At 50.4% G+C, this 24,188-nt stretch carries 24 protein-coding genes and 1 pseudogene; 13 read left to right on the plus strand and 12 right to left on the minus strand.

All coding sequences use genetic code 11. The annotated features are described in order from the left end of the window. Window positions 1-4: 4 nt before the first annotated feature. From ACLJRS_RS03545 to ACLJRS_RS03555, 3 genes and pseudogenes are all read left to right on the plus strand, one after another. Complete coding sequence (locus ACLJRS_RS03545) at window positions 5-1,024, plus strand: Zn-dependent oxidoreductase (protein WP_000836499.1); 1,020 nt, start codon at window positions 5-7, stop codon at window positions 1,022-1,024. 53 nt (window positions 1,025-1,077) lie between these two features. Then, window positions 1,078-2,452: pseudogene (locus tag ACLJRS_RS03550) on the plus strand (MFS transporter). Window positions 2,453-2,595: 143 nt separating this feature from the next. After that, window positions 2,596-4,062: a mannitol dehydrogenase family protein gene (locus ACLJRS_RS03555; RefSeq protein WP_001181252.1), complete on the plus strand. Its 1,467-nt coding sequence runs from the start codon at window positions 2,596-2,598 to the stop codon at window positions 4,060-4,062. Between the two features lie 66 nt (window positions 4,063-4,128). Here ACLJRS_RS03555 and ydfZ read toward each other — a convergent pair whose 3' ends face one another. The 3 genes from ydfZ to ydfG form a co-directional block, all read right to left on the minus strand. Further along, window positions 4,129-4,332: a putative selenium delivery protein YdfZ gene (gene ydfZ / locus ACLJRS_RS03560; protein WP_000989267.1), complete on the minus strand. Its 204-nt coding sequence runs from the start codon at window positions 4,330-4,332 to the stop codon at window positions 4,129-4,131. A gap of 180 nt (window positions 4,333-4,512) precedes the next feature. Then, a complete protein-coding gene (locus ACLJRS_RS03565) occupies window positions 4,513-5,199 on the minus strand; it encodes a GntR family transcriptional regulator (protein WP_000215563.1) in 687 nt (228 codons plus the stop codon). A 129-nt stretch (window positions 5,200-5,328) separates the two neighbouring features. Continuing rightward, window positions 5,329-6,075, minus strand: coding sequence for a bifunctional NADP-dependent 3-hydroxy acid dehydrogenase/3-hydroxypropionate dehydrogenase YdfG (gene ydfG, locus ACLJRS_RS03570; protein ID WP_000636564.1), 747 nt, complete (start codon window positions 6,073-6,075; stop codon window positions 5,329-5,331). Between the two features lie 138 nt (window positions 6,076-6,213). Here ydfG and dcp point away from each other — a divergent pair, with 138 nt between their 5' ends. Further along, a complete protein-coding gene (dcp, locus tag ACLJRS_RS03575; RefSeq protein ID WP_000106274.1) occupies window positions 6,214-8,256 on the plus strand; it encodes a peptidyl-dipeptidase Dcp in 2,043 nt (680 codons plus the stop codon). Between the two features lie 344 nt (window positions 8,257-8,600). Continuing rightward, on the plus strand, window positions 8,601-8,783 hold the full coding sequence (locus ACLJRS_RS03580; protein ID WP_000807642.1) for a general stress protein: 183 nt from the start codon (window positions 8,601-8,603) through the stop codon (window positions 8,781-8,783). A gap of 120 nt (window positions 8,784-8,903) precedes the next feature. Here ACLJRS_RS03580 and ACLJRS_RS03585 read toward each other — a convergent pair whose 3' ends face one another. After that, on the minus strand, window positions 8,904-9,431 hold the full coding sequence (locus ACLJRS_RS03585; protein WP_001235357.1) for a 2-oxo-tetronate isomerase: 528 nt from the start codon (window positions 9,429-9,431) through the stop codon (window positions 8,904-8,906). 426 nt (window positions 9,432-9,857) lie between these two features. Between ACLJRS_RS03585 and ACLJRS_RS03590 the strand changes: the two genes are divergently transcribed. Next, a complete protein-coding gene (locus ACLJRS_RS03590; RefSeq protein ID WP_000776348.1) occupies window positions 9,858-10,250 on the plus strand; it encodes a YdeI family stress tolerance OB fold protein in 393 nt (130 codons plus the stop codon). A gap of 346 nt (window positions 10,251-10,596) precedes the next feature. Here ACLJRS_RS03590 and mgtS read toward each other — a convergent pair whose 3' ends face one another. Together mgtS and ydeE are read right to left on the minus strand one after the other, a co-directional pair. Continuing rightward, complete coding sequence (gene mgtS / locus ACLJRS_RS03595) at window positions 10,597-10,692, minus strand: protein MgtS (RefSeq protein WP_000901531.1); 96 nt, start codon at window positions 10,690-10,692, stop codon at window positions 10,597-10,599. A 247-nt stretch (window positions 10,693-10,939) separates the two neighbouring features. Next, window positions 10,940-12,127, minus strand: coding sequence for an efflux MFS transporter YdeE (gene ydeE, locus ACLJRS_RS03600; RefSeq protein WP_001068056.1), 1,188 nt, complete (start codon window positions 12,125-12,127; stop codon window positions 10,940-10,942). Between the two features lie 227 nt (window positions 12,128-12,354). On the opposite strand from ydeE, the gene eamA reads away from it, so the two are divergent. Continuing rightward, window positions 12,355-13,257: an O-acetylserine/cysteine exporter gene (gene eamA, locus ACLJRS_RS03605; protein WP_000987750.1), complete on the plus strand. Its 903-nt coding sequence runs from the start codon at window positions 12,355-12,357 to the stop codon at window positions 13,255-13,257. A 118-nt stretch (window positions 13,258-13,375) separates the two neighbouring features. On the opposite strand, the gene marB is transcribed toward eamA, so the two are convergent. Genes marB through marR form a run of 3 tightly spaced genes read right to left on the minus strand, consistent with a single transcriptional unit; the run spans window position 13,376 to window position 14,457 of the window. Beyond that, entirely contained in the window at window positions 13,376-13,591 is a 216-nt protein-coding gene (gene marB / locus ACLJRS_RS03610; protein ID WP_000783049.1) for a multiple antibiotic resistance protein MarB, read from the minus strand. A gap of 28 nt (window positions 13,592-13,619) precedes the next feature. Then, on the minus strand, window positions 13,620-14,003 hold the full coding sequence (gene marA, locus ACLJRS_RS03615) for an MDR efflux pump AcrAB transcriptional activator MarA (RefSeq protein ID WP_000091194.1): 384 nt from the start codon (window positions 14,001-14,003) through the stop codon (window positions 13,620-13,622). Window positions 14,004-14,022: 19 nt separating this feature from the next. After that, the gene (marR, locus tag ACLJRS_RS03620; protein ID WP_000843434.1) at window positions 14,023-14,457 is read right to left on the minus strand and encodes a multiple antibiotic resistance transcriptional regulator MarR; all 435 of its coding nucleotides are present in this window, start codon (window positions 14,455-14,457) and stop codon (window positions 14,023-14,025) included. A gap of 258 nt (window positions 14,458-14,715) precedes the next feature. Here marR and ACLJRS_RS03625 point away from each other — a divergent pair, with 258 nt between their 5' ends. Further along, the gene (locus ACLJRS_RS03625; RefSeq protein WP_000968968.1) at window positions 14,716-15,381 is read left to right on the plus strand and encodes a MarC family NAAT transporter; all 666 of its coding nucleotides are present in this window, start codon (window positions 14,716-14,718) and stop codon (window positions 15,379-15,381) included. 46 nt (window positions 15,382-15,427) lie between these two features. Here the strand turns inward: ACLJRS_RS03625 and ACLJRS_RS03630 are convergent, their stop codons facing one another. Together ACLJRS_RS03630 and ptrR are read right to left on the minus strand one after the other, a co-directional pair. Beyond that, the gene (locus ACLJRS_RS03630; RefSeq protein ID WP_000154617.1) at window positions 15,428-16,618 is read right to left on the minus strand and encodes a sugar transporter; all 1,191 of its coding nucleotides are present in this window, start codon (window positions 16,616-16,618) and stop codon (window positions 15,428-15,430) included. A 115-nt stretch (window positions 16,619-16,733) separates the two neighbouring features. Then, window positions 16,734-17,606 carry a putrescine utilization regulator PtrR gene (gene ptrR, locus ACLJRS_RS03635; protein WP_000366539.1) on the minus strand — a complete coding sequence of 291 codons (873 nt, stop codon included), beginning with the start codon at window positions 17,604-17,606 and terminating at the stop codon, window positions 16,734-16,736. 102 nt (window positions 17,607-17,708) lie between these two features. Between ptrR and sad the strand changes: the two genes are divergently transcribed. The 4 genes from sad to ACLJRS_RS03655 all read left to right on the plus strand — a co-directional run bounded on the left by sad (window position 17,709) and on the right by ACLJRS_RS03655 (window position 21,625). Beyond that, window positions 17,709-19,097: a succinate-semialdehyde dehydrogenase gene (gene sad, locus ACLJRS_RS03640; RefSeq protein ID WP_000154320.1), complete on the plus strand. Its 1,389-nt coding sequence runs from the start codon at window positions 17,709-17,711 to the stop codon at window positions 19,095-19,097. A 72-nt stretch (window positions 19,098-19,169) separates the two neighbouring features. After that, window positions 19,170-20,096, plus strand: coding sequence for a glutaminase B (gene glsB, locus ACLJRS_RS03645; protein ID WP_000090084.1), 927 nt, complete (start codon window positions 19,170-19,172; stop codon window positions 20,094-20,096). Further along, window positions 20,096-20,455 carry a DUF4186 domain-containing protein gene (locus tag ACLJRS_RS03650; RefSeq protein WP_000992444.1) on the plus strand — a complete coding sequence of 120 codons (360 nt, stop codon included), beginning with the start codon at window positions 20,096-20,098 and terminating at the stop codon, window positions 20,453-20,455. The genes glsB and ACLJRS_RS03650 overlap by 1 nt, the downstream gene beginning before the upstream one ends. Window positions 20,456-20,710: 255 nt before the next feature. Then, window positions 20,711-21,625 (plus strand): bestrophin family protein, encoded by a 915-nt coding sequence (locus ACLJRS_RS03655; RefSeq protein WP_001562768.1) that lies wholly within the window; start codon window positions 20,711-20,713, stop codon window positions 21,623-21,625. Window positions 21,626-21,680: 55 nt separating this feature from the next. On the opposite strand, the gene ACLJRS_RS03660 is transcribed toward ACLJRS_RS03655, so the two are convergent. Continuing rightward, the gene (locus tag ACLJRS_RS03660; protein WP_410957749.1) at window positions 21,681-22,223 is read right to left on the minus strand and encodes a YybH family protein; all 543 of its coding nucleotides are present in this window, start codon (window positions 22,221-22,223) and stop codon (window positions 21,681-21,683) included. 716 nt (window positions 22,224-22,939) lie between these two features. On the opposite strand from ACLJRS_RS03660, the gene ompC reads away from it, so the two are divergent. Then, the gene (gene ompC, locus ACLJRS_RS03665) at window positions 22,940-24,058 is read left to right on the plus strand and encodes a porin OmpC (protein ID WP_000758335.1); all 1,119 of its coding nucleotides are present in this window, start codon (window positions 22,940-22,942) and stop codon (window positions 24,056-24,058) included. Window positions 24,059-24,188 lie beyond the last annotated feature (130 nt).

Consider the following 24,188-nt stretch of genomic DNA (forward strand, 5'->3'; position numbering starts at 1 on the left):
AAAAATGAAAAGCATCGTAATCGAAAAACCGAATACATTAACTATCGAAACGCGCGCGCTTCCGCAGCCTGCGCCGGGCGAAGTTCGCATTAAAGTGAAACTGGCGGGTATCTGCGGTTCCGATAGCCATATTTATCGGGGACATAATCCCTTTGCAAAATATCCCCGTGTCATAGGCCATGAATTTTTCGGTGTCATCGACGCGGTAGGCGACAACGTCAATCGCGACCGGATAGGAGAACGGGTATCCGTCGATCCGGTGATCAGTTGCGGGCATTGTTACCCTTGTTCAGTCGGTAAACCCAATGTGTGTACCTCGCTGGTGGTGCTGGGCGTGCATCGTGACGGCGGTTTCAGCGAGTATGCGGTGGCGCCGGCCCGTAATGCTCATCGCATACCGGACAGCATCGCAGATCATCATGCCGTCATGGTTGAGCCGTTTACCATTGCGGCAAATGTGACGGGGCAGGTGAATCCGACCGAGCAGGACGTGGCGCTTATCTATGGCGCAGGCCCGATGGGACTGACGACCGTACAGGCGCTGAAGGGGGTTTATCAGGTTAAAACGGTCATAGTCGTTGATCGCATTGAAGAGCGTTTAGCGATGGCGAAGCAGAGCGGCGCTGACTGGACCCTCAATAATGGTCAACATTCACTGGCGGAATTTCTACAGCAGAAGGCGCTAAAACCGACCTTGATTGTCGATGCCGCCTGTCATCCCGCTATCCTGCAAGAGGCGATTACACTTGCATCGTCTGCGGCACGCATTGTCCTGATGGGATTTTCCAGCGACCCGTGTGAGATTGTACAGCAGGGTATTACCGGAAAAGAGCTGGCTATTTATTCATCGCGTCTTAATGCCAATAAATTCCCGGTCGTGATTGACTGGCTGAATAAAGGGCTTATTGATCCGGATAAGCTGATAACGCATACATTTGATTATCAACATGTCACCGACGCGATTGAGCTTTTCGAGAAAGACCAGCGTCAATGCTGCAAAGTCTTACTCACGTTTGCGAAATAATATAAATAATTGCGAGTAAGTGGTACGCATCTTACCTCTTAGAGATTGCCTATATGACACAAATAAAGCATGAACGATCGACTCAGGATTTAGTGCGCGCTGCCGTATCTGGCTGGTTAGGCACCGCGCTTGAATTTATGGATTTTCAGTTATATTCACTAGGCGCGGCTCTGGTCTTCCATGAGATATTTTTCCCGGAACAGTCTGCCGCGATGGCGCTTATTCTGGCAATGGGCACCTATGGTGCAGGTTATATAGCCAGAATTATCGGCGCCTTTGTTTTTGGTAAAATGGGCGACCGCATCGGACGAAAAAAAGTATTGTTTATTACTATCACCATGATGGGGATCTGCACCACGCTGATTGGCGTACTGCCGACGTATGCGCAAATCGGCATTTTTGCGCCAGTATTACTGGTAACATTGCGAATTATACAGGGGCTGGGCGCCGGGGCGGAAATTTCCGGCGCGGGTACCATGCTGGCCGAGTATGCGCCGAAAGGAAAGCGTGGCATCATTTCCTCGCTGGTCGCGATGGGCACCAATTGCGGTACGTTGAGCGCGACGGCGATCTGGGCGGTGATGTTCTTTTGAACGCGAACAACTGATCGCCTGGGGATGGCGTATTCCTTTCCTGGCGAGCGTCGTTGTTATGATATTCGCGATCTGGCTGCGAATGAATCTGAAAGAAAGTCCGGTATTCGAAAAAGTAAGCGAAGGTGAAAAATCGCCAGCGTTAACGCCTGCGTCAGAAAATACATTGGGCGCGATGTTTACCAGCAAATCTTTCTGGCTGGCCACAGGTTTACGTTTTGGACAAGCGGGGAATTCCGGACTTATTCAAACCTTCCTTGCCGGATATTTAGTTCAGACGTTATTATTTAACAAATCTATCCCAACCGATGCGTTAATGATAAGTTCCGTAATTGGTTTTATCACTATCCCACTATTAGGGTGGTTGTCCGATAAATACGGCCGTCGGCTGCCGTATATAATATTGAATATCTCCGCGATTATTCTCGCCTGGCCGATGCTGTCTATTGTGGTAGATAAAACGTATAGCCCTGGCGTTATTATGGCAGCGCTCATTGTTATTCATAACTTTGCCGTGCTGGGATTATTTGCGCTGGAAAACATCACCATGGCGGAAATTTTCGGATCGCGTAATCGCTTCACCCGGATGGCGATTTCAAAAGAGGCTGGGGGGCTGGTGGCGGTTGGCTTTGGCCCCGTCCTCGCAGGGATCTTTTGTAACATGACCGATTCCTGGCTGCCCATCTTAATTATGCTGGTGCTCTACTCGTGTATTGGTCTGATTTCTGCGCTGTTGATGCCGGAGGTCAGAGATCGCGACCTGAGTCTGCCTGAGGATGCGGCGGAAGCGACAGCGGCAGAGAAGTTACGCCACTCCGCAACCCAGACGAGTTAAATCGTGTCGACGGTATGGCCGGAACGCTAATGCGGTTTCGGCCATGCTGTCCGGTCACTTTTGTTTAATCAGTGTAAATCCAAATGCACCAGGGCAGGCGTTACTCTGCGACTGTTCCGCTTTCAGAATATAGAGGTTATAAAATGCAAAACAGGCTTTTATCGGCAAAGGCGACGCTTCCTGATTACGATCGCGCGGCGCTGGCGGCGCGGATGGTCCATCTCGGTTTTGGCGCGTTTCATCGCGCGCATCAGGGGGTTTATACAGATATTCTGGCTGCGGAGCAGCATAGCGACTGGGGCTATTATGAGGTTAATCTTATTGGCGGCGAACAACAGATTGCCGATCTAAAGCAGCAGGATAACCTCTATACCGTGGCGGAGATGTCGGCGGAAGCCTGGACGGCGCGTGTGGTGGGCGTCGTCAAAGCGGCGTTGCATGTCCAGGTTGATGGTCTGGAACGTGTGCTGGCGGCGATGTGCGAACCGCAAATAGCGATTGTGTCTCTGACCATTACCGAGAAAGGGTATTGTCATTCGCCAGCCACGGGCCAACTTCTGCTGGAACATCCCATGATTGCCGCCGACCTGCAAAATCCGCATCAACCGCTAACGGCACCGGGTATTATTGTCGAAGCGTTAGCGCGTCGTAAAGCCGCAGACTTACCGGCATTTACCGTGATGTCCTGCGATAACATGCCGGAAAATGGGCATGTGACGCGTCAGGTTGTGACGGCTTACGCCCGGGAGGTGGATGCGGAACTGGCGATATGGATCGAGCAAAACGTGACATTTCCGTCAACCATGGTTGATCGGATTGTCCCTGCGGTCACGCCGGAGACGCTGGATAAAATCGAACAACTGACCGGCGTGCGCGATCCGGCGGGCGTTGCCTGTGAACCGTTTCGCCAGTGGGTGATAGAAGATATGTTTGTGGCGGGGCGTCCGCAGTGGGAAAACGCGGGCGCGACGTTGGTCGCCGACGTGGTTCCGTTTGAAGAGATGAAACTGCGAATGCTTAACGGCAGTCATTCATTCCTGGCTTATCTGGGGTATCTTGCCGGCTATCAGCATATTAATGACTGTATGGATGACGACAACTATCGTCTGACCGCGCAGGCGTTAATGTTACGCGAGCAGGCGCCAACGCTGAAAGTCCAGGGGGTAGATTTACAGCGTTATGCCGATCAGTTGATTGCGCGTTACCGTAATCCGGCGCTGCGTCATCGTACCTGGCAGATTGCGATGGATGGCAGCCAGAAACTTCCGCAGCGTATGCTGGACTCCGTTCGCTGGCATCTTGCTAATCATAGCGATTTTGATTTGCTGGCGCTGGGCGTGGCGGGGTGGATGCGTTACGTTGGCGGCGTGGATGAGCAGGGTAAGGCGATCGACGTCAGCGATCCGCTATTGCCGGTTATTCAGCGCGCCGTGGCAAACAGTGAAGAAGGCGCCAGTCGTGTTAAGGCGCTGCTGGGAATGGCTGAAATTTTCGGCAACGATTTGCCGCAGGCGGCGCGGTTTACGCAAAAAGTGCAAGAAGCCTATGACAGTTTACTGACATATGGCGCGAAAGCGAGCGTGGCGAAATATGCCGAGCGCTTGAAATAGCGTAACAGAGACCCGGTAGCATTATGCTACCGGGAAGGCCGGAACGGTTCCTGGCGGCCTGTGGTATCAGTTCATGCCAAGACGAATCAGTTCGACCGGCGCGAATTTACCTTCACAACCTTCGACAATCACCGTTTTGCCGCGGCGAATTTGACCTGCATCCAGACCTTCGCTCTCAATGGCTTTGATAATCCCGGTATGACCCGTGCCGCTTATCATGACCCGGCTACCGGTAGTGATTGCGTTACGGTTACGATCGTATGTCATCATGGTGTTTTCTCCTTTCAAACTTACAGCCAAAGCCCGCAGGTTTCCCCGCATGAAGGGCGACATATAAATACGCTTATCGTTGCGAATTTTTTTTGTTTTTGATCAAGCTCACGGCTTTTTAGGCGGGAATGTGCAGGGTGAGAAAGCGGAGAAGGCGTCTCACCCCGACGTTAAAGGGGGTTACTCTTCGCTAAACCAGCCGCTGTTTTCCTGACGGATAAGCTGGACGGATTCGCTAATTTCCTGCAAATGCTGGGTCATTGCGCTCTCAACCGCATTGCCGTCACGATTTTCCAGCGCGGAGAAAATATCATGGTGCTGGCGCAACAACATCTCCGGCGGAGAAACATGATCCAGACTCATATAGCGAACCCGGTCGATTGTCGCTTTGATATTTTCAATGGTATCCCACGCTAACTGGCAATCGGCGATCTGCGCCAGCTTTTGGTGGAAATCGTCATCAAGCTGGAAAAAATCATCAATCTGTTTGCGCTCGATAGCAATATGTTGCAGGTGCAGGTTTTGTGCCAGTTGATAGCACTGGTTGTCGGTGATCATCGCCGCAGCACGGCGGACCACCGCGCATTCGATCGCCTGCCGTACAAAACAGCCATTCTGTACCTGAGAAAGCGAAATCTTATTCACATAACTACCGCGCTGAGGGCGGATCTGAATCAACCCATTTTCCGCCAGCTTTATAAAAGCCTCGCGCACCGGTTGACGCGAAACGTTAAAACGGGTTGAGACCTCTTTTTCTGATAGCGGCGTGCCAGGCGGGATAAGACAATGCACGATATCACGCCGAAGAATACGGTAAATTTGCTGGTTGACAGGCTGTGTAGGGTTAAGCTGCGTTTCGACGGTCATTCATTCTTACTTTTTAGGCGGTTGACCCGGATACTCTACCACTTTTCCGTGGCGGTCTATACCGATCATGTTTCTGGTTGCAGATACGTTTGCCAGGGATTACCCGGCCCGCAGACCGGGTATAACCCCTTAGCTACGGTGGACGCTGAGCCCTGCGAAGGATTGGGTAACAGGCATCATTTCAACGGTATTAATATTCACATGCGCGGGGAGTGTGGCCACCCACCATACCGCTTCGGTAATGTCTTCTGGCGTGAGCGCGGTGGTATTTTCGTAGGTTTTACCCGCTTTCTCATCGTCGCCTTTGAAACGGACGCTGGAAAACTCGGTACCGCCAACCAGACCCGGTTCAATGTCGGTCACGCGAACCGCCGTGCCGTGTAAATCCGTGCGCAAATTCAGGCTAAACTGGCGCACAAAGGCTTTCGTCGCGCCATAGACGTTGCCACCAGCATAAGGCCAACTGCCGGCGGTTGAACCGATGTTAATGATATGACCGCGATTACGTTCGACCATTCCTGGCAGCACGGCGCGGGTCATATAAATTAAGCCTTTATTATTAGTATCGATCATAGTTTCCCAGTCTTCTACGCTGGCTTTATGCGCCGGTTCAAGGCCCAGCGCCAGACCGGCGTTATTGACCAGCACATCAATATCGCGCCACTGCGCAGGCAGAGAGGCCATCATCTCTTCGATGGCCGCGCGGTTGCGCACGTCCAGTTGGGCGGTCAATACGTTCTCGCCAAGCTCATCTTTTAACGCTTGCAGGCGTTCATGACGACGTCCCGTGGCAATGACTTTATGTCCATTCTCAACAAAACGGCGTGCAATGCACTCGCCAAACCCTGCGGTTGCTCCAGTTACTAAAACGATCATCACACAGTTCCTCAACGCTTTTTGTGTTGTATTACCATAGCACGCGGCGTTTATGAAAGGGTAATCCTGGTTAACACGGTTGCGGTCAGCATAGGGGGAAGCTTACTCTTATGATCAACCTATTTTCAGGAGTGAAAAATGTCGACGAATCCTTTGTTAGACCAGAGTATGTTGCCTTATCAGGCACCGCGTTTTGATCGGATCAAAGATTGCCATTATCGTCCTGCTTTTGATGAGGGCGTGCGGCAAAAACGCGTGGAAATCGAGGCCATCGTCAATCATCCGGCGGCCCCTGACTTTACGAATACGCTTCTGGCGCTGGAGCAAAGCGGGGCGCTTCTGTCACGCGTCACCAGCGTTTTTTTCGCGATGACGGCCGCACACACTAACGATGAACTCCAGCGGTTGGATGAGGCCTTTTCTGCCGAGCTGGCGGCGCTCTCCAACGATATTTATCTGAATAGCGCGTTATTCGCTCGCGTGGATGCCGTCTGGCAACAGCGTCACTCACTGGGGCTGGATGATGAGTCGCTACGGTTGGTCGATGTTATCCATCAGCGTTTTGTGTTGGCAGGCGCGCAGCTTGCCGAAGAGGATAAAGCGCGACTGAAAGTATTGAATACCGAATCAGCGACCTTAATGAGTCAGTTTAATCAGCGTCTGCTGGCGGCAAGTAAAGCGGGCGGGCTGGCGGTAGATGACGCGCATTGCCTGGCAGGATTAAGCCCGGAAGAAATGACCGTCGCTGCTGAAGCGGCGCGTGAAAAAGGCCTGGAGGTGCGTTGGTTCATTCCGCTCCTTAATACGACGCAACAGCCTGCGCTTGCTACGCTGCGCGATCGCCAGACCCGCGAAAATTTATTCGCAGCGTCATGGACTCGGGCGGAAAAAGGAGATGCCCACGATACCCGCGCTATCGTTCAGCGTCTGGTAGAGATTCGTCGCTGTCAGGCAAAACTGCTGGGTTTCCCCAATTATGCCGCATGGAAAATGGCCGATCAGATGGCGAAAGCGCCGCAAGCCGCACTGAGCTTTATGCGTGGCATTGTGCCGCCAGCGCGTCAGCGTGTACTCAATGAACAGGCGGAAATTCAGAACGTCATTGATGGTGAGCAGGGCGGCTACACCGTTCAGGCCTGGGACTGGATGTTCTATGCCGAACAGGTACGGCGGGAAAAATATGCGTTAGATGAAGCGCAACTGAAGCCCTATTTTGCCTTAAATACGGTGTTGCAAGAGGGGGTTTTCTGGACCGCCAACCAGCTATTCGGCATCACCTTCGTCGAGCGTTTTGACATTCCGGTGTATCACCCTGATGTTCGGGTGTGGGAGATTTTCGACTCCGATGGTGTCGGCATGGCGTTATTTTATGGCGACTTCTTCGCGCGGGACTCGAAAAGCGGCGGCGCGTGGATGGGGAATTTTGTCGAGCAATCCACACTCAATGAAACCCGGCCCGTTATATACAATGTTTGTAACTATCAGAAACCTGTTGATGGGCAGCCTGCATTACTGCTTTGGGACGACGTTATTACGCTCTTCCATGAGTTTGGTCATACGTTACATGGTTTGTTTGCCGTCCAGCGCTATGCCACGCTTTCAGGTACCAATACGCCCCGCGACTTTGTCGAGTTTCCCTCCCAGATTAATGAGCATTGGGCGAGCCATCCACGCGTGTTCGAACGCTACGCGCGTCATGTCGACAGCGGTGAAAAAATGCCTGCTGATTTACAGGAAAAAATGCGCAAGGCGAGTTTATTTAATAAAGGTTACGATATGACTGAATTGCTCGGCGCCGCATTGCTGGATATGCGCTGGCATATGCTGGAGGAGAGCGTAGCAGAGCAGTCTGTCGCTGAGTTCGAGCAGCAGGCGCTGGCCGCCGAGCATCTTGATTTACCGGCGGTGCCGCCCCGCTATCGCAGCAGTTATTTTGCCCATATCTTCGGCGGCGGCTACGCAGCGGGATACTACGCCTATCTTTGGACGCAAATGTTAGCGGATGACGGTTATCAATGGTTTGTAGAGCAGGGCGGCCTGACGCGTGAAAACGGGCAGCGTTTTCGTGATGCTATCCTTTCCCGGGGGAATAGTACTGATTTAGAAACGCTTTATTCAGACTGGCGTGGACATGAACCGCATATTGACCCCATGTTGCAATATCGTGGGCTCGATCGCTAAGCTGATACGGTTGTTCGGCACTGTCGAACAACCGCCTGAAAATGAATCCTGCACTTCTGATGACAGCCAGTTAAATTTATGGGGTTAAATTGTCTGAATATAACAAGGGTGTGCATTCGGATTTTTCTACTTATTTTCTCGTGGTGGCTTGATTGCCAAAGATTTATTACCGCTTCGCTGTTGATGTTTTCAAAAAATATATTTTCCGCCATGTGGTGGTATTATGTAAATAATGCAGAAATGAATTTGACACTGCGCACAGGGCGACTAGATTTAGAACTGTATCACATGATATGAGAAGACATATCATATTTAAAACGCAACATCATCATGAGGATTATATTATGGCAGAACATCGCGGCGGTTCCGGTAATTTTGCAGAAGATAAAGAGAAAGCCTCAGAAGCAGGTCGTAAAGGCGGCCAGCATAGTGGTGGGAACTTTAAAAACGACCCACAACGTGCATCTGAAGCGGGTAAAAAAGGTGGCCAGAATAGCCACAGTGGCGGACGGAAATCCGGCAATTAATTTTACTCCTGATATTTCGTAAATATATTCTGAAATATTGTACATACGATGCGAGCCATAGGCTCGCATTTTTTTTATTCTGACCGGGAGTTATTCTGGCCGGCCAGATAAAATTATTGTTTATGCTTTCTTCGTTAACAGAAAAAGCAATTCAGCGAGGGCGAAGCGTACGCATTTTTCTAATACTTCCTGACAATCTCCGTTGAAATGTTGTCGGCTTGTAAAAGTTGTATTGTTAATATTCCAGGCAAACCAAACGGTGCCCGCCGGCGTGCCATCTTCGCCGCCTTCCGGACCGCCATAGCCGCTGATCGCTATGCTAATATTGACCTCAGCCTGATCCTTAGCGCCCTGTGCCATTTCAGTAACGACCGCTTCGCTGACGGCGGTATGTTCGGCAAGGCTGTGGCGTTGTACGCGTAAGATTTTTGCTTTGGCTTCATCAGTAAAGGTGACATACCCCACACCGTAAAATGAGGGCGTATCTTCTGCTGCGCACAATGCTGAAGCCAGTTTCCCGCCAGTGCAGGATTCTGCAGTGGTCAGACGGAGTTTCTGGTTAACCAGTAAATCACCAAGTTTTTTTGTCAGGCTATCGACGGATTCGGCTTCATCAAGGGTGACAATATCGTGCTGTTCTAATCTCATCGTTTATTTTTCCGTTACAGAGACAAATGAAATCTGTTCGTTCTTCTCAAGTATGGCATATTTATTTTATGACATTGTCAGTGAATGATTATTTTATCCAGTTACCAACAAACCCGCTGTTGCATAACTTGCTTACTTTCCTGCGGCGATGACAGTCATTGATTATGCGTAAGGCCATTATCCTCAAAAAATAAAGCCGATTAATCTGAATTGCTATCAAAACGTTGATGCATATGACTTCAGCTATGTGGCAAGTTCTCTATTACGCCGTTACGCTTTCGCGCTCACCGGCGCTGATGTCGGTTGCATATTAATCCGGATGGGTTGATTTTATTGCTTAATATTCTGCGGGTAAATTCATGTTTGTAAAAACTAAAAATAGCGGCCAGGCTTAATACGTCAAATAGACGTTATTAAGGAGAGAGCATGAAACTACAGGTGGCTGCATTTTTAAGTTTTCTGATAATGCCTTACGCGCTAGCGGATGATCAAGGGGGATTAAAAAAAGACGTGGCACCGCCGCCGCCTCATGCTATTGAGGATGGTTATCGCGGTACGGATGATGCAGAAAAAATGACCATCGAACAGGCAAAAACCCTGCATGATGGCGCGACCGTTTCGCTGCGCGGCAACCTTATTGATCATAAAGGCGACGATCGCTATGTATTTCGTGATAAATCCGGCGAGATTAACGTGATAATTCCTTCCGCCGTATTTGATGGGCGGGAAGTTCAGCCGGATCAAATGATCAACATTAACGGTAGTCTGGACAAGAAAGCGAAGGAACCGCTTGTTCGCGTGAACCGACTGCAAAAATAACGCGCGCTAACCGGCAATCTCCAGGTCAGCCATACGGGGCATGCGGCTGGCCTGATACCATGGGTCTTGTAAAAGCGCCTGGGGGACAAAAGGTCCCATAATGTCTTATTCAGGTCTGGTTGCGTATCGTTTAAGCTTCATTGATATTGACGGTGCTACAGTCGTTAGCGATCCGTTATCCTCGCAAGAATTTGCCCGGTAGCGTATAAGCAAAACACAAATCTATCCATGCAAGCATTTACCGCTGGTGAACCGGCGGTTTTTTTTGCCTGCCATCCAGACAAAAGCGGCCCCTTGCGCAACGATGCAGCAAGGGGCCGGCTCTGCGAGGGATTATCTCCGTTCATTAATCATCCCATTTGTGACTGAACCAGGCGGCCAGAAATCCGGAAAATAAAATAATTCCTAATACAACGATAAAAAGGTTAATACTGCCTAACATCTCGTTTCTCCTTATTTTAGCGTGCATCCTCTTTTTTAAAAAACCTCGTACAGACTATAGTACTAATTTATACTTAAGCAAAGTCTGAATTGCGTATTTATTTTACTGGAAGGGTAAAGCATTAGAATATTTTCGTCAGCGCCCAGGAATATTCCTGAATTATCGCAGTGACAGCAGATAATTAGCCTGCAATATATAGGGTTAACCCGGTGCGCCAGAAACAGCGCACATCACTGGCTGCAGATAATTAACAGGTGATAGCCTGTTGCGTAGGGGTAATCCGCATTCCTTTTAACATCAGTGCCCAGGCGAACACAATGGCGATTATCAGGACAACGAAAAGCGACCAGGCGGGAAGCGTCGTCAGGATGACGCCGCTGGCCAGCGGGTTTACCGCCGCACCCAGCCAGCCCAGCGATTGCGCTGAAAAATAGCTGGCTTTCATCCCGGCAGGCGCAATGTTGTCAATTAACATATATTCGCCGGGGGCATAAATAATTTCGCCAATCGTGAATACTGCCGCTGAAAGCCCCCAAAAAAACAGATTGTCGCCTGAAAAAATAAATCCGATGAGCCCGGCGATAAAAAAGACGGTGCCGGTCGTCATCATTGGTCGAATATTGACGGCGGTAAGTCGGCGGCCCACGGCGTATTGCAAACTGACCACAATAACCGCATTAACCGGCAGAACGACGGCTACCACTTTTTCCGCGAAGCCGCTATCGGCAACGACCATAACGTACTGTGAAATACAGGACGCAAAGGCGCCCCCCACAAAGGAGGCCAGAAATGCCGAAAGCGTAAACCACAATAATGCTTTGTCGCGCAGCAGAACGGAGGGAGACCAGATAGCGGCATTTTTCCCCTCGCTGGCGGCAACCGAACGTGTCACCCATACCTGAATAAAGACCAGCGGAAATGCGGAACAGATGGCGGCAAGCCAGAAGGGTAAATTGATGCTTTGCATCACCAGCAGCGTGCCGAGCGGCGGGCCAACCGTCCAGCCGATATTGAGTACGGTATAGTTGAGCGAAAAAATCCGTGTTTTTGTTGTCGCGGTGAGATTATCGGCGAACCAGGCCTTCAGGACGGTAGAAAAAACCGAATAGGCGCAGTTAATAAGCGCAAAAAGCAGGACAACCAGTACGACATTGTGCACCATTGGGATGGCGATAAATCCGCAGGCGAAGGCGATAATCGCGAGTAACATGTAGCGCTTTTTATCAAACTTGTCCGCCAGAATCCCAAAGCCAAGACTAAAGACGACGCCGATCGTTAACGCGCTGGTCAGCGCGTAGCCAATCAGATCCACGCCTAAACCGTACTGACGGTTAAGATAGATGGTCATAAAGGGGAGCGTGGCGCCGCGTCCAATTGTCAATAACAGCGATGAGGCGAGTAGAGCCAACGTCGAACGTCTCAATCCTGGATTCATTTTTCCTGCCTGAAATGGAGGTTACGTATCGGGACGTTTTAATCTACCGTGCCCGCAAAAGCATGATGTCTATACGCTATAGCGTAGTCTTAACATACCATAACGCAGGATTTTGCCCATCGTGTGTTGTTCAATGCCATGCTCACGGTAAAAAGAAAAGTCCTGTTATGGCGCACTGATTTCCGATAACTTACCTTTTTACAAAATTTTAATAATGACAGGGGCCGATGATGTCGCGTAAAGACGGTTTTTTGGCGTTACTGGTGGTTGTCGTATGGGGGCTCAATTTTGTTGTCATCAAAGTAGGCCTGCACCATATGCCGCCATTATTGCTGGCAGGATTACGATTTTTACTGGTGGCGTTTCCGGCAATTTTCTTTGTCGCCCGGCCTAAAGTCCCGCTTACGCTGTTGCTGGGCTATGGCCTGACGATAAGCTTTGGGCAGTTCGCCTTTCTCTTTTGCGCGATAAAGTTTGGTATGCCCGCAGGACTGGCGTCGCTGGTATTACAGGCGCAGGCCTTTTTTACCATGGCTTTGGGGGCGTTTGTTTTTAGCGAGCGGTTACAACGTAAGCAGTTGGCGGGGATCGCCCTGGCGATTATAGGTGTACTGGTATTGATTGAAGCCAGTCTCAACGGACAGCATATAGCGATGTCGGGATTTATGCTGACTCTGGCGGCGGCATTTAGCTGGGCCTGCGGCAATATCTTTAATAAAAAAATTATGCAACATAGCCCGCGCCCGGCGGTGATGTCGCTGGTGGTCTGGAGCGCGCTGATCCCGATCCTGCCGTTCCTGCTGTCATCGCTGCTACTGGAGGGGGCGGATCACATTACGCAAAGCCTTATTACCATTGATATGACGACGATATTGTCGCTGCTGTATCTGGCTTTTGTCGCCACTATACTTGGCTACGGCATCTGGGGCGCGTTACTGGGACGTTATGAGACCTGGCGCGTAGCGCCGTTATCATTGCTGGTGCCGGTAGTCGGGCTGGCGAGCGCCGCGGTGTTACTCGGGGAAACGTTGACCGGGATGCAACTTGCGGGCGCAGTACTGATTATGGCTGGACTCTATATCAATGTGTTTGGATTTCGTGTGCGCCGTACTGCGCGTGTCAGGGGATGAGGCATTATGTTACTAAGAAGACAAACGCTAATTTCAGACCATGCCGCGGGGTAATAGCGGCGGACTTGTCATAGCCAGACGGTACTAAAAAAATGCCCCGCAAAACGGGGCAAAGAGGTTAAAGGTGTTGGTCGTTATAATAGGGCACGCCTAATTCATCTGACTTATCGCTGTTCACGCTCACGGGGTGAAGGTCATTTGGCGGATCGCCTACACAGGGCAGCAGCATCACATCGCGGCTATTTTGCGCCACAGGTAACAAAGTTTGTTCTGCAATGCCATATCCGGAGGCGATAAGTAACAGACCCGGCAGGGCGGGAAACAGCATTTTCATAGTGCTCTTCGCGTGGCGCATAAACAAACTAGTAGTTGCCATGGTTCAGCGGCAGCATATACCGTGATTCGCCATGCATATTGGTGATCCGGTATTTGTGTGGCGGCACATCAAAATAGTTTTTGAACGTCCGGGTCAATGTTTGCTGTGACTCAAAGCCATAGCGTTCCGCCAGATAGAGAATGGGCTCGTTGCTCTCTTTTAATTTTTGCGCGATTTCCGTCATCTTACGGCTGCGGATGTATTGGCCTAATGAATGACCGGTCTCTTTTTTAAACATCCGTTGCAGGTGCCATTTGGAATATCCTGAACGCTCAGACACTTTTTCCAGTGAGAGCGGCGACTCCAGGTTATCCTCGATCCAGTCCAAAATGCTATGAATAGTAATAGCGTCAGTGTTGCGTCTGGACATCGTCATACCTCTTTTTTGTCTACGGCAGAATTTTCTTGAGCAAATACTCAAGCGTTGCCACTTCGTCCGCCGTTAAGTTTTTTGTTAATTCCTGATGCAGGTCTTGCCCTGGTCGTTGATGACATTGCTCACAAATTGCCGCGCCGTCCGGCGTTAGCTTCACCAGTACGCCGCGTTTGTCATTAGGATTCGGCAGTCTTTCGATCCAGCCTTTGCACAGCAGGCGGTCGAGCATTCGCGTCAATGCGCCGAGATCGACAGACAGCACTTTTTTAAGTTCAACCGGGGTAATACATCCCGCGCAGCGTATCGAGCAAAGCACTTTAAACTGTGTTGCGGTGATATCCAGCGGGGATAAATAGTTATTTAACAGGCGATCTTTTTTTTGATTTACCATGTAGATCAAGCGACCCAGCGGAATGATTTCATTGAACAGATCACTGGTGCTTTTCAAAATGGTTGCCCCGGCAAGTAATTAATTTCGTCAGATACTATTGCCCAGGCAAGTATAAGTCAACTAAATGAATTGGCCGATGCCACGATTTGCTAAAAGGCGTCCGGGGTATTGTGCTGTGATAACTTGTAACTAATTGATAATTACAGGTTATAGGTTGTAGAGGATATTAACTTGCACACTGGCGAAATGGCGCGCCTGGGCAATTTCACTTTATACTTCCGGTTCATGAAACGCTGATGGGTAAGAGATAGTATTATGATGGATTTGTTTAAAGCGATTGGATTGGGGCTGGTCGTACTGCTCCCGTTAGCCAATCCGCTAACCACCGTGGCGCTGTTTCTTGGCCTTGCGGGCAATATGAATAGTGCGGAACGCAACCGGCAGTCCTATATGGCTTCGGTTTATGTCTTCGCTATTATGATGGTGGCGTACTACGCCGGGCAGTTAGTTATGAACACCTTCGGTATTTCGATTCCAGGGCTACGGATCGCCGGGGGGTTAATCGTGGCGTTTATCGGCTTCAGAATGCTTTTCCCGCAGCAGAAGGCGCATGAGTCGCCGGAAGCGAAAAGCAAATCGGAGGAGCTGGCAGACGAACCGACGGCCAATATTGCGTTTGTTCCACTGGCTATGCCAAGCACCGCAGGACCGGGGACCATCGCAATGATCATCAGTTCCGCTTCCACGGTGCGTCATGGCGGCGAGTTTCCCGACTGGGTCATTATGGTCGCGCCGCCGATTATTTTTCTTGCCGTGGCGGTGATCCTGTGGGGATGCTTACGCAGTTCTGGCGCTATTATGCGGCTGGTGGGTAAAGGGGGGATTGAAGCGATCTCCCGCTTAATGGGATTCCTGCTGGTGTGTATGGGCGTGCAATTTATTATCAACGGCGTGTTGGAAATTATTAAAACGTACCACTAAGGCGCATTTTCGTCTGCCGGAAACCTGTTCCCGGCAGACGAATGTCTTAATGCGGTTGTTCTTCCAGCGTCACTGGCCATTTGCGGAATATGAGCACAGCCCATACCAGCGCGGCACAGGCGGGTATGGCGCCAATATAGCCGATGGCCGACATTGACCAGTGCAAACTCACCTGATTGCCTACCAGCGCGCCAGCGCCAATACCAATATTAAAGATGCCTGAAAATAGCGCCATTGCGACATCGGTCGCGTCCGGGGCCAGCGCCAGTACTTTCACCTGCATACCGAGCCCTATCACCATAATCGCGATGCCCCAGAAAATGCTCAGTATGGCCAGATGCGCTTCGCTATCCGCCGCAGGCAGCAGCAGAAGCAGACAGACAACCAGCAGGGCAATAGCGATACTGACGAGCGACGAGGCATGGCGATTACCCAGTTTACCAAACACGAGGCTGCCGATGATCCCGGCGCCGCCGAGGATCAGTAACAGGACGGTAGCAAAATTCGCACTGAGCCCGGCGACATTCTGAACGAACGGTTCAATATAGCTATAAGCTGTGTAATGCGCAGTCACCACAACGACGGTCAGCACATAGAGGCTCATCAGCGCCGGGCGCCGGAATAGCAAAGGTAAACTTTTTAGTGAGCCGGAATGCTCGCTCGGCAATTTCGGTAGAAGCTTAATCAGACATAGCAGCGTAATTAATGCGCCCATGCCGATGGCAAAAAAGGTGGTGCGCCAGCCAAAATACTGACCAACAACGCGACCTATCGGCAGCCCAAGCACCATGGCCAACGCGGTGCCGGTCGCTATCAGACTTAATGCCTGCGCGCGTTTCCCGGCAGGGGCCAGGCGGATCGCCAGCGAGGCGGTTATCGACCAGAAAATAGCGTGGGCGAAAGCGATACCAATACGGCTAATGACCAGCACGGTAAAGTTCCATGCCAGAAAGGAGAGCACATGGCTGGCAATAAACAAAACAAACAGACAAATGAGTAGCTTACGGCGCTCCATTTGACTGGTAAGAAGCATAAAAGGCAGCGACATGACGGCAACTACCCAGGCGTAAATGGTTAGCATGATGCCGACCTGCGCGGTTTGCATATGAAAGCTTTCAGCAATGTCTGATAGCAAACCAACCGGCACAAATTCTGTGGTATTGAAAATAAAAGCGGCAATAGCAAGCGTAACTACCCGTAGCCACGCGACCTTGCGGGAAACTGGATTGATTGTCATAAAAATATTTCGGGTTAGTTGCGAGAAGGTGAGGCCGCGATCTTAAAACGTTTACTGGCGAAAAGACAATCATTTTGTGACCTGCTTCTCATTTACTTCGCAGGCCGTTTCTTCTTCAGTCGACGCTCGCCAGTTGGGCGTTAAGTAACTCGATAAAGGCCTCAAGCTGGCGCGTCATCGCCCCGCGCCGCCACATTAGCCATGTGTTAAGCCAGCGCCACTTCTCCGCCAACGGCCAGGCCTCCACCTGATGATGTCCTGGCATACTGTTGAGCATACTTGCTGGCATCAGCGCAATACCTGCGCCGGCAATTACGCATGCCAACATTCCATGATATGACTCCATTTCGTGAATCGTACCGGGGGTCGCGCCATCGGCATGAAACCAGCTTTCGAAATGCCGTCGGTAAGAACAGTTGGCGCGAAAAGCATAGATGTTATAACCATTCACCTCGCTGGCCCGCGAAACGACGGAATGGCCGTGTGGCGCGACGATCATCATCTCTTCCTGGTAAGCCGGTATACCTTCCAGCCCCGGATGCATTAGCGGGCCATCAATAAAGGCGGCGTTCAGCTTTCCTTCGAGCACGCCATCCAGCATGGCGCCGGAAGGACCGGTCGTTAACGCGAACTGAATTTTAGGGTAACGCTGGTTATAACCCGCCAGCAGCGCGGGGATACGTACGGCGGCAGTACTTTCTAACGCGCCGAGTGAAAACAGTCCTTGCGGTTCCTCTCCGGCAACCACCATGCGGGCTTCATCGACCAGCGCCAGGATCTGCTGGCTGTAACGTAAAAAGTTATGCCCGGCTGGTGACAGCCTGAGTCGCTGGTTTTCGCGAATAAACAGAGAGACGCCCAGGTCGGCTTCAAGCTGGCGGATACGCGTGGTCAGGTTGGACGGAACGCGGTGCACTTTTGCCGCCGCCTGCGTAATGCTGCCCGTGAGAGCGACAGCGTTAAACATTTCCAGTTGCGTCAGGTCCATGGTTTTCTCAATTCGTGAATAGTCTGGTTAATATTATTCATTTTTCAGAAAGGGTAAAGGGCGTCATGATGGTATAACTCCCCTGATAACGAGAGAAAGAACATGACCATAATGACTGCAACACAGGCGTTATCCGTGAATCCTGCGACCGGCCAGACGCTGGCGGCAATGCCCTGGGCTAACGCGCAAGAGATTGAACATGCGCTGAGTCTGGCTGCGAGCGGTTTCAAAAAGTGGAAAATGACATCGGTAGCGCAACGGGCGCAAACATTACGCGATATTGGTCAGGCGCTTCGCGCTCATGCAGAAGAGATGGCGCAATGTATTACGCGTGAAATGGGTAAACCCATAAAGCAGGCGCGTGCGGAAGTGACGAAATCCGCCGCGTTATGCGACTGGTATGCGGAACATGGCCCGGCAATGCTGAATCCTGAGCCTACGCTGGTAGAAAATCAGCAGGCGGTGATTGAATACCGTCCGCTGGGCGTCATCCTGGCGATAATGCCGTGGAATTTTCCTTTATGGCAGGTGTTACGCGGGGCAGTGCCGATACTGCTGGCGGGGAATAGCTACTTGTTAAAACATGCGCCCAATGTCACGGGTTGCGCGCAGATGATAGCCCGAATCTTGGCGGAAGCCGGTACTCCCGCTGGCGTCTATGGATGGGTGAACGCTAATAATGAGGGCGTGAGTCAGATGATTAACGATCCGCGAATCGCGGCGGTGACGGTGACCGGTAGCGTGCGCGCCGGCGCGGCGATTGGCGCTCAGGCTGGGGCGGCGCTGAAAAAGTGCGTACTGGAACTGGGTGGCTCGGATCCGTTTATTGTACTCAATGATGCCGATCTCGAGCTGGCGGTAAAAGCCGCGGTTGCAGGACGCTATCAAAACACCGGACAAGTCTGCGCCGCCGCCAAACGTTTTATTGTCGAAGGGGGCATTGCGCAGGCGTTTACCGATCGCTTTGTAGCGGCTGCCGCAGCATTAAAGATGGGTGATCCTCTGGTTGAAGAGAATGACCTGGGGCCGATGGCGCGCTTTGATCTGCGTGATGAACTCCATCAACAGGTGCAGGCTTCCGTCGCCGAAGGCGCACGGCTACTGTTGGGCGGAGAGAAAATCGCCGGGGAGGGCAACTATTATGCCGCGACCGTTCTGGCGGATGTCACACCTGACATGACGGCATTTCGTCAGGAGCTTTTTGGGCCTGTTGCCGCCATTACCGTTGCAAAAGATGCGGCGCACGCCCTCGTGCTGGCGAATGACAGTGAGTTTGGCCTGTCGGCGACGATCTTTACCGCCGACGATACGCTGGCCGCGGAGATGGCGGCGCGTCTTGAGTGCGGTGGGGTATTCATTAATGGTTACAGCGCCAGCGATGCGCGTGTGGCATTCGGCGGGGTGAAGAAAAGCGGCTTCGGTCGCGAGCTTTCGCACTTTGGTTTACACGAATTTTGTAATGTGCAGACCGTCTGGAAGAATCGCGTCTAATCGCCCTGACGTCGCGTGGCGCCCTCTGCTATACTCGCAGGCCTTTTCAGACCTGCGAGCAAGGAGCATGTTGTGGCCAGGGCCATGGATAATGTAATTTTAGAGACGATTTTACAGCGCGTTCGCCCCCTCATTGGCCAGGGCAAAGTCGCTGACTATATTCCGGCATTAGCGTCCGTCGAGGGTTCAAAGCTGGGGATAGCGATTTGTACCGTGGATGGGCAGCATTATCAGGCGGGCGATGCGCACGAACGCTTCTCTATTCAGTCTATTTCGAAAGTGCTCAGTCTGGTGGTGGCGATGCGTCATTATCCGGAAGAGGAGATCTGGCAGCGCGTCGGAAAAGATCCTTCCGGCTCGCCGTTCAATTCGTTGGTTCAGTTAGAGATGGAACAAGGCATCCCGCGTAATCCATTTATTAATGCGGGCGCGCTGGTGGTATGCGACATGTTGCAAGGGCGGCTTAGCGCGCCGCGTCAGCGGATGCTGGAAGTTGTGCGCGCGCTTTGCGGCGTATCGGATATTACGTATGACGCTACGGTCGCGCGCTCTGAATTTGAGCATTCCGCCCGTAACGCCGCGATTGCCTGGCTGATGAAATCATTCGGTAATTTTCATCATGATGTGCCTACCGTGTTGCAAAATTACTTCCACTACTGTGCGTTGAAAATGAGCTGCATGGAACTGGCGAGGACGTTTGTCTTTCTGGCGAATCAGGGCGAGGCGTTTCATCTCGACGAGCCGGTAGTTACCCCCATGCAGGCCCGGCAGATTAATGCGCTAATGGCGACCAGCGGTATGTATCAGAATGCCGGAGAGTTTGCCTGGCGGGTGGGATTGCCCGCTAAATCCGGCGTGGGCGGCGGTATTGTCGCCATAGTGCCGCATGAAATGGCGATTGCCGTCTGGAGTCCGGAGCTGGATCCTGCGGGAAACTCTCTGGCAGGTATCGCCGCGCTTGAGCAATTAACACAAACGTTAGGACGTTCGGTATACTGATGAATGCGCTTGAACCGCTCTTTGCCCGCCTGGCGCGATCGACATTTCGTTCGCGTTTTCGTCTCGGGATAAAAGAAAAACAATATTGCTGGGATAAAGGCGCGGAGGTGATTGATAAACACGCCGCCGATTTTATCGCCCAGCGACTGGCGCCAGCTCACCCGGCGAATGATGGTAAGCAAACGCCGATGCGGGGCCATCCGGTATTTATCGCGCAACATGCGACGGCAACCTGCTGTCGCGGGTGCCTGGCGAAGTGGCACCAGATACCTCAGGGAGAACCGCTGAGCGAAGCGCAGCAACAGTATATTGTCAGCGTTATCCATTACTGGCTGGTCATACAAATGAATCAGCGGTAGAGCAGCGCGTCGTTGCTGACGCTTTCCCCGATAAATCACCCTATACCACTGATAGCAGCCGTTGACCGTCATATATCTCATGTGCTGAAGTGTCTTTTTAGTTACAACATACATTTGGTTGTTTTTTTTCAACGCCTGTCAGCACTGTGCAAAAAAATGTTCTACAGGGCAGGGGAGCCGTGTATCACCAGAAGCTTGCAACCTTGATCTGGATCACGTTTAATGACAGTGCTTTTTTACCTGCTGAAGATAATCATGATCGTTAGACCACAACAGCACTGGATTCGCCTGATATTTGTCTGGCATGGTTCCGTGTTATCTAAAATCTTTTCACGACTGCTCCTTAACTTTCTTCTTTCTATCGCCGTTATTATCATGCTGCCCTGGTACACAATGCTGGGTATTAAGTTTACCCTTGCGCCGTTTAGCATACTGGGCGTCGCTATCGCCATTTTTCTTGGGTTTCGCAATAATGCCTGTTATGCGCGTTACGTCGAAGCGCGACATTTGTGGGGGCAGTTGATGATCGCTTCACGCTCAATACTGCGAGAGGTGAAAACAACCTTGCCTGATGAACGCGGTATCGAGGATTTTGTTCGGTTACAAATCGCTTTTGCCCACTGTTTGCGTATGACATTGCGTCGACAGCCTCAAACGCAAGTTCTGGGCAACTATCTTGACCAGGAGGCGTTACAGAAAGTTGTCGCTTCCCATTCCCCCGCTAACCGTATCTTATTGCTGATGGGAGAGTGGCTGGCGATTCGCCGCCGCAGCGGAAAGCTTTCCGATATTTTATTTCATAGCCTCAACAACCGTTTAAATGATATGTCGTCAGTGTTGGCCGGCTGTGAACGCATCGCCAACACGCCGGTGCCTTTTGCCTATACGTTAATTTTGCATCGTACGGTTTATCTTTTCTGCATTATGTTGCCATTTGCACTGGTGGTTGATCTGCACTATATGACGCCGTTTATTTCGGTACTTATTTCTTATACGTTTATCGCGCTGGATGCGTTAGCGGAAGAGTTGGAAGATCCGTTCGGTACTGAAAATAATGATTTACCGCTGGATGCGATATGCAATGCGATAGAAATCGATTTACTGCAAATGAATGATGAAAGGGATATTCCGGCAAAACGGATACCGGATAAGCACTATCAACTGACCTGAGATCGTCTTAACTGGCGCAGAATGTTCATCTGCGCCATAACCTGAAGAGCAAAGCTTAATAGCCTTCTCCAACGCCGGTTTTGGCTGGACCGGAGTAGTGGACATGAACGATTCGCCATCCTGTGTTTGGTATCTTCGCCCACACCTGGCTTTCGCGGCCTGTCGTGTGTTGAGTCTGCCCATTATCACGGCGTACCGCGGTAAAATGCCAGTCGAACTCTGCAACGGCGGCATTGCCATACACATGAATAGCAGGGGGAGCGTCCAGTTTTAACGTGCGTTTACTGAAAGTTTTACCCATAGTGGTGCCATAAAAATTTTCAGCGATCTGCGACCATCCGCGTTCGTGACCGCGTGGATGAATAAAACTGGTTTCCGGTGAAACATAAAAGAGCTGCTTGCCTAACTTTGGGTCTGCCTTATCTATTGAATAAAGGTAACGGTTAATGCCTTCTGTAATTTCTTGTTTAACGGTCGACGTAGCTTCATTTTGTGCGGCGGTTGGCGTTGCCGCTGATGCCGATGACACCATCAGAGTTAACGTTATCGCGGCGGCCGAAAACAATAGTGACGTTTTTTGCATAATAGTTATACCCATATGGTCTGTTTTTGAGACGCTTTATCTTTCCTGTTACGTTCACTTTTATACTAAAGGAGCATGGCTCACGAACAATAAAAAACATCCTTCTATAAAACTACCCCGAAAAGGGAGTAGTGCAATTAAGAATATCGTATTTGTTTGTAACGACATGACTCAAAATATCAACATTTAGAGTTTCAGTATTGTTGTTGTCCATTGACTTACTTTTATGTTTATTACCGCTGGTAAATAGTTAATCTTATGAATAGTGATATGCAAATGACCGTTTGCGCTATGTGATAATTAACCATAGTAAAAATACACGAAGCGAAGAAGTGCTATTTCAGTAGTACTGATATTTTCATAACGCTAATTTAGAAATAAATGTAAACGTAACAAATTATACACAAAAATAAGAAGGACTGTGGCCTCAACTGACTTGATTATGATTCCGTCTTAACGAATGTCAGCCGAGTGTTCAGTGCCATTCTCGCCCTGGCATCCCCGACCGTAAGCCAGTTCTCTACTGGTAACCCCCTTGTTATTACAGCAGAAAACAGGGCATATCATTGATGTAGTCATGCTTAACTTGCATTTTAACATCACTAATACATAGCAAGCTAATATTACACTTTGAAACTTAACGCACGGTAATTGTTAGTGATATTGTCCTGGACAGTTCCGCGAGCAGGTTTTGCGGAAAGTCCAAAAATAAGACAAATAAGGCATATAAAATGAAAAAAGTAGTGGTGTTATCTGCGGTAGCCGCAGCCGTAATGATGGCTGGAGCCGCCAACGCAGCAGAAATCTATAACAAGGATGGCAATAAGCTGGATTTGTATGGCAAGGTCGACGGCCTGCATTATTTTTCCAGTAATCATAGTACGGATGGCGATCAATCTTATATCCGTATGGGTATTAAAGGCGAGACTCAAATTACCGATCAACTAACCGGTTTTGGACAGTGGGAGTATCAGGTCAACGCCAATCGTCCGGAAGATGGTGACTCCAGCGGTTCCCCGCAAAGCTGGACGCGTCTCGGTTTTGCTGGTTTGGCATTTGCCGATATGGGGTCTGTTGATTATGGTCGTAACTATGGCGTGTTATACGACATTGGTTCATGGACTGACGTACTGCCTGAATTTGGTAATGATTCGTATGAAGCTTCCGATAATTTTATGACCGGACGCGCGAATGGCGTTCTGACTTATCGCAATAATGATTTCTTTGGTCTGGTTGATGGTCTGAATATTGCGTTGCAGTATCAGGGTAAAAATGACGGCCTGTCGAAAGAAGGCGATCCTTTAAGTAATAATGCCAGAAAAAGTATCGCGTACCAGAATGGCGATGGTTTCGGGGCATCAGCGACATATGATTTGGGCATGGGGGTGAGCCTGGGGGCAGCCTATACCAGTTCCAAACGCACGCTTGATCAGATGACGCAAGATAAATACGACAATGGCGACCGCGCTGAAGCCTGGACTGGCGGCGTGAAGTATGATGCCAATAATATTTACCTGGCGGCAAACTACACCCGTACTTATGATATGACCTATATGGGCGATACATTGGGCGGCTTTGCACATAAAACCGATAACTGGGAAATGGTAGGGCAATATCAATTTGATAATGGCTTACGCCCGTCACTGGCGTTCCTGCAATCCAGAGCCAATGATGTTGATGGACTGGGTTCGTTCGACCTTGTGAAATATATTGATGTGGGTTCCTATTACTACTTCAATAAAAATATGTCCGCGTATGTTGACTACAAAATCAATCTGCTAAAAGATGGCAACCCATCGAATCCTAATACAGACAACACCGTGGCGCTCGGCTTAGTCTACGAGTTTTGATAAAACTTGCTGATTAAGACAGTTTAGGGATACCCTCCTTTTCCCAAAACTGTGTCACTGCTTAACCTTTATTATTGTTAATTTATTCTTTTATTATTTCAGGACGCTTCTGGCGTCCTTTTTTATTGAC

Source organism: Salmonella sp. SAL00670 (assembly GCF_046552235.1).
Lineage (GTDB): Bacteria > Pseudomonadota > Gammaproteobacteria > Enterobacterales > Enterobacteriaceae > Salmonella > Salmonella enterica.

Excerpts from the sequence above, each read along its gene's own strand:
- ACLJRS_RS03545 (WP_000836499.1), top strand. The coding sequence starts at position 5 with ATGAAAAGCATCGTAATCGAAAAACCGAATACATTAACTATCGAAACG.
- ACLJRS_RS03555 (WP_001181252.1), top strand. The coding sequence starts at position 2,596 with ATGCAAAACAGGCTTTTATCGGCAAAGGCGACGCTTCCTGATTACGAT.
- ydfZ (WP_000989267.1), bottom strand. The coding sequence starts at position 4,332 with ATGATGACATACGATCGTAACCGTAACGCAATCACTACCGGTAGCCGG.
- ACLJRS_RS03565 (WP_000215563.1), bottom strand. The coding sequence starts at position 5,199 with ATGACCGTCGAAACGCAGCTTAACCCTACACAGCCTGTCAACCAGCAA.
- ydfG (WP_000636564.1), bottom strand. The coding sequence starts at position 6,075 with ATGATCGTTTTAGTAACTGGAGCAACCGCAGGGTTTGGCGAGTGCATT.
- dcp (WP_000106274.1), top strand. The coding sequence starts at position 6,214 with ATGTCGACGAATCCTTTGTTAGACCAGAGTATGTTGCCTTATCAGGCA.
- ACLJRS_RS03580 (WP_000807642.1), top strand. The coding sequence starts at position 8,601 with ATGGCAGAACATCGCGGCGGTTCCGGTAATTTTGCAGAAGATAAAGAG.
- ACLJRS_RS03585 (WP_001235357.1), bottom strand. The coding sequence starts at position 9,431 with ATGAGATTAGAACAGCACGATATTGTCACCCTTGATGAAGCCGAATCC.
- ACLJRS_RS03590 (WP_000776348.1), top strand. The coding sequence starts at position 9,858 with ATGAAACTACAGGTGGCTGCATTTTTAAGTTTTCTGATAATGCCTTAC.
- mgtS (WP_000901531.1), bottom strand. The coding sequence starts at position 10,692 with ATGTTAGGCAGTATTAACCTTTTTATCGTTGTATTAGGAATTATTTTA.
- ydeE (WP_001068056.1), bottom strand. The coding sequence starts at position 12,127 with ATGAATCCAGGATTGAGACGTTCGACGTTGGCTCTACTCGCCTCATCG.
- eamA (WP_000987750.1), top strand. The coding sequence starts at position 12,355 with ATGATGTCGCGTAAAGACGGTTTTTTGGCGTTACTGGTGGTTGTCGTA.
- marB (WP_000783049.1), bottom strand. The coding sequence starts at position 13,591 with ATGAAAATGCTGTTTCCCGCCCTGCCGGGTCTGTTACTTATCGCCTCC.
- marA (WP_000091194.1), bottom strand. The coding sequence starts at position 14,003 with ATGTCCAGACGCAACACTGACGCTATTACTATTCATAGCATTTTGGAC.
- ACLJRS_RS03625 (WP_000968968.1), top strand. The coding sequence starts at position 14,716 with ATGATGGATTTGTTTAAAGCGATTGGATTGGGGCTGGTCGTACTGCTC.
- ACLJRS_RS03630 (WP_000154617.1), bottom strand. The coding sequence starts at position 16,618 with ATGACAATCAATCCAGTTTCCCGCAAGGTCGCGTGGCTACGGGTAGTT.
- ptrR (WP_000366539.1), bottom strand. The coding sequence starts at position 17,606 with ATGGACCTGACGCAACTGGAAATGTTTAACGCTGTCGCTCTCACGGGC.
- sad (WP_000154320.1), top strand. The coding sequence starts at position 17,709 with ATGACCATAATGACTGCAACACAGGCGTTATCCGTGAATCCTGCGACC.
- ACLJRS_RS03650 (WP_000992444.1), top strand. The coding sequence starts at position 20,096 with ATGAATGCGCTTGAACCGCTCTTTGCCCGCCTGGCGCGATCGACATTT.
- ACLJRS_RS03655 (WP_001562768.1), top strand. The coding sequence starts at position 20,711 with ATGATCGTTAGACCACAACAGCACTGGATTCGCCTGATATTTGTCTGG.
- ACLJRS_RS03660 (WP_410957749.1), bottom strand. The coding sequence starts at position 22,223 with ATGGGTATAACTATTATGCAAAAAACGTCACTATTGTTTTCGGCCGCC.
- ompC (WP_000758335.1), top strand. The coding sequence starts at position 22,940 with ATGAAAAAAGTAGTGGTGTTATCTGCGGTAGCCGCAGCCGTAATGATG.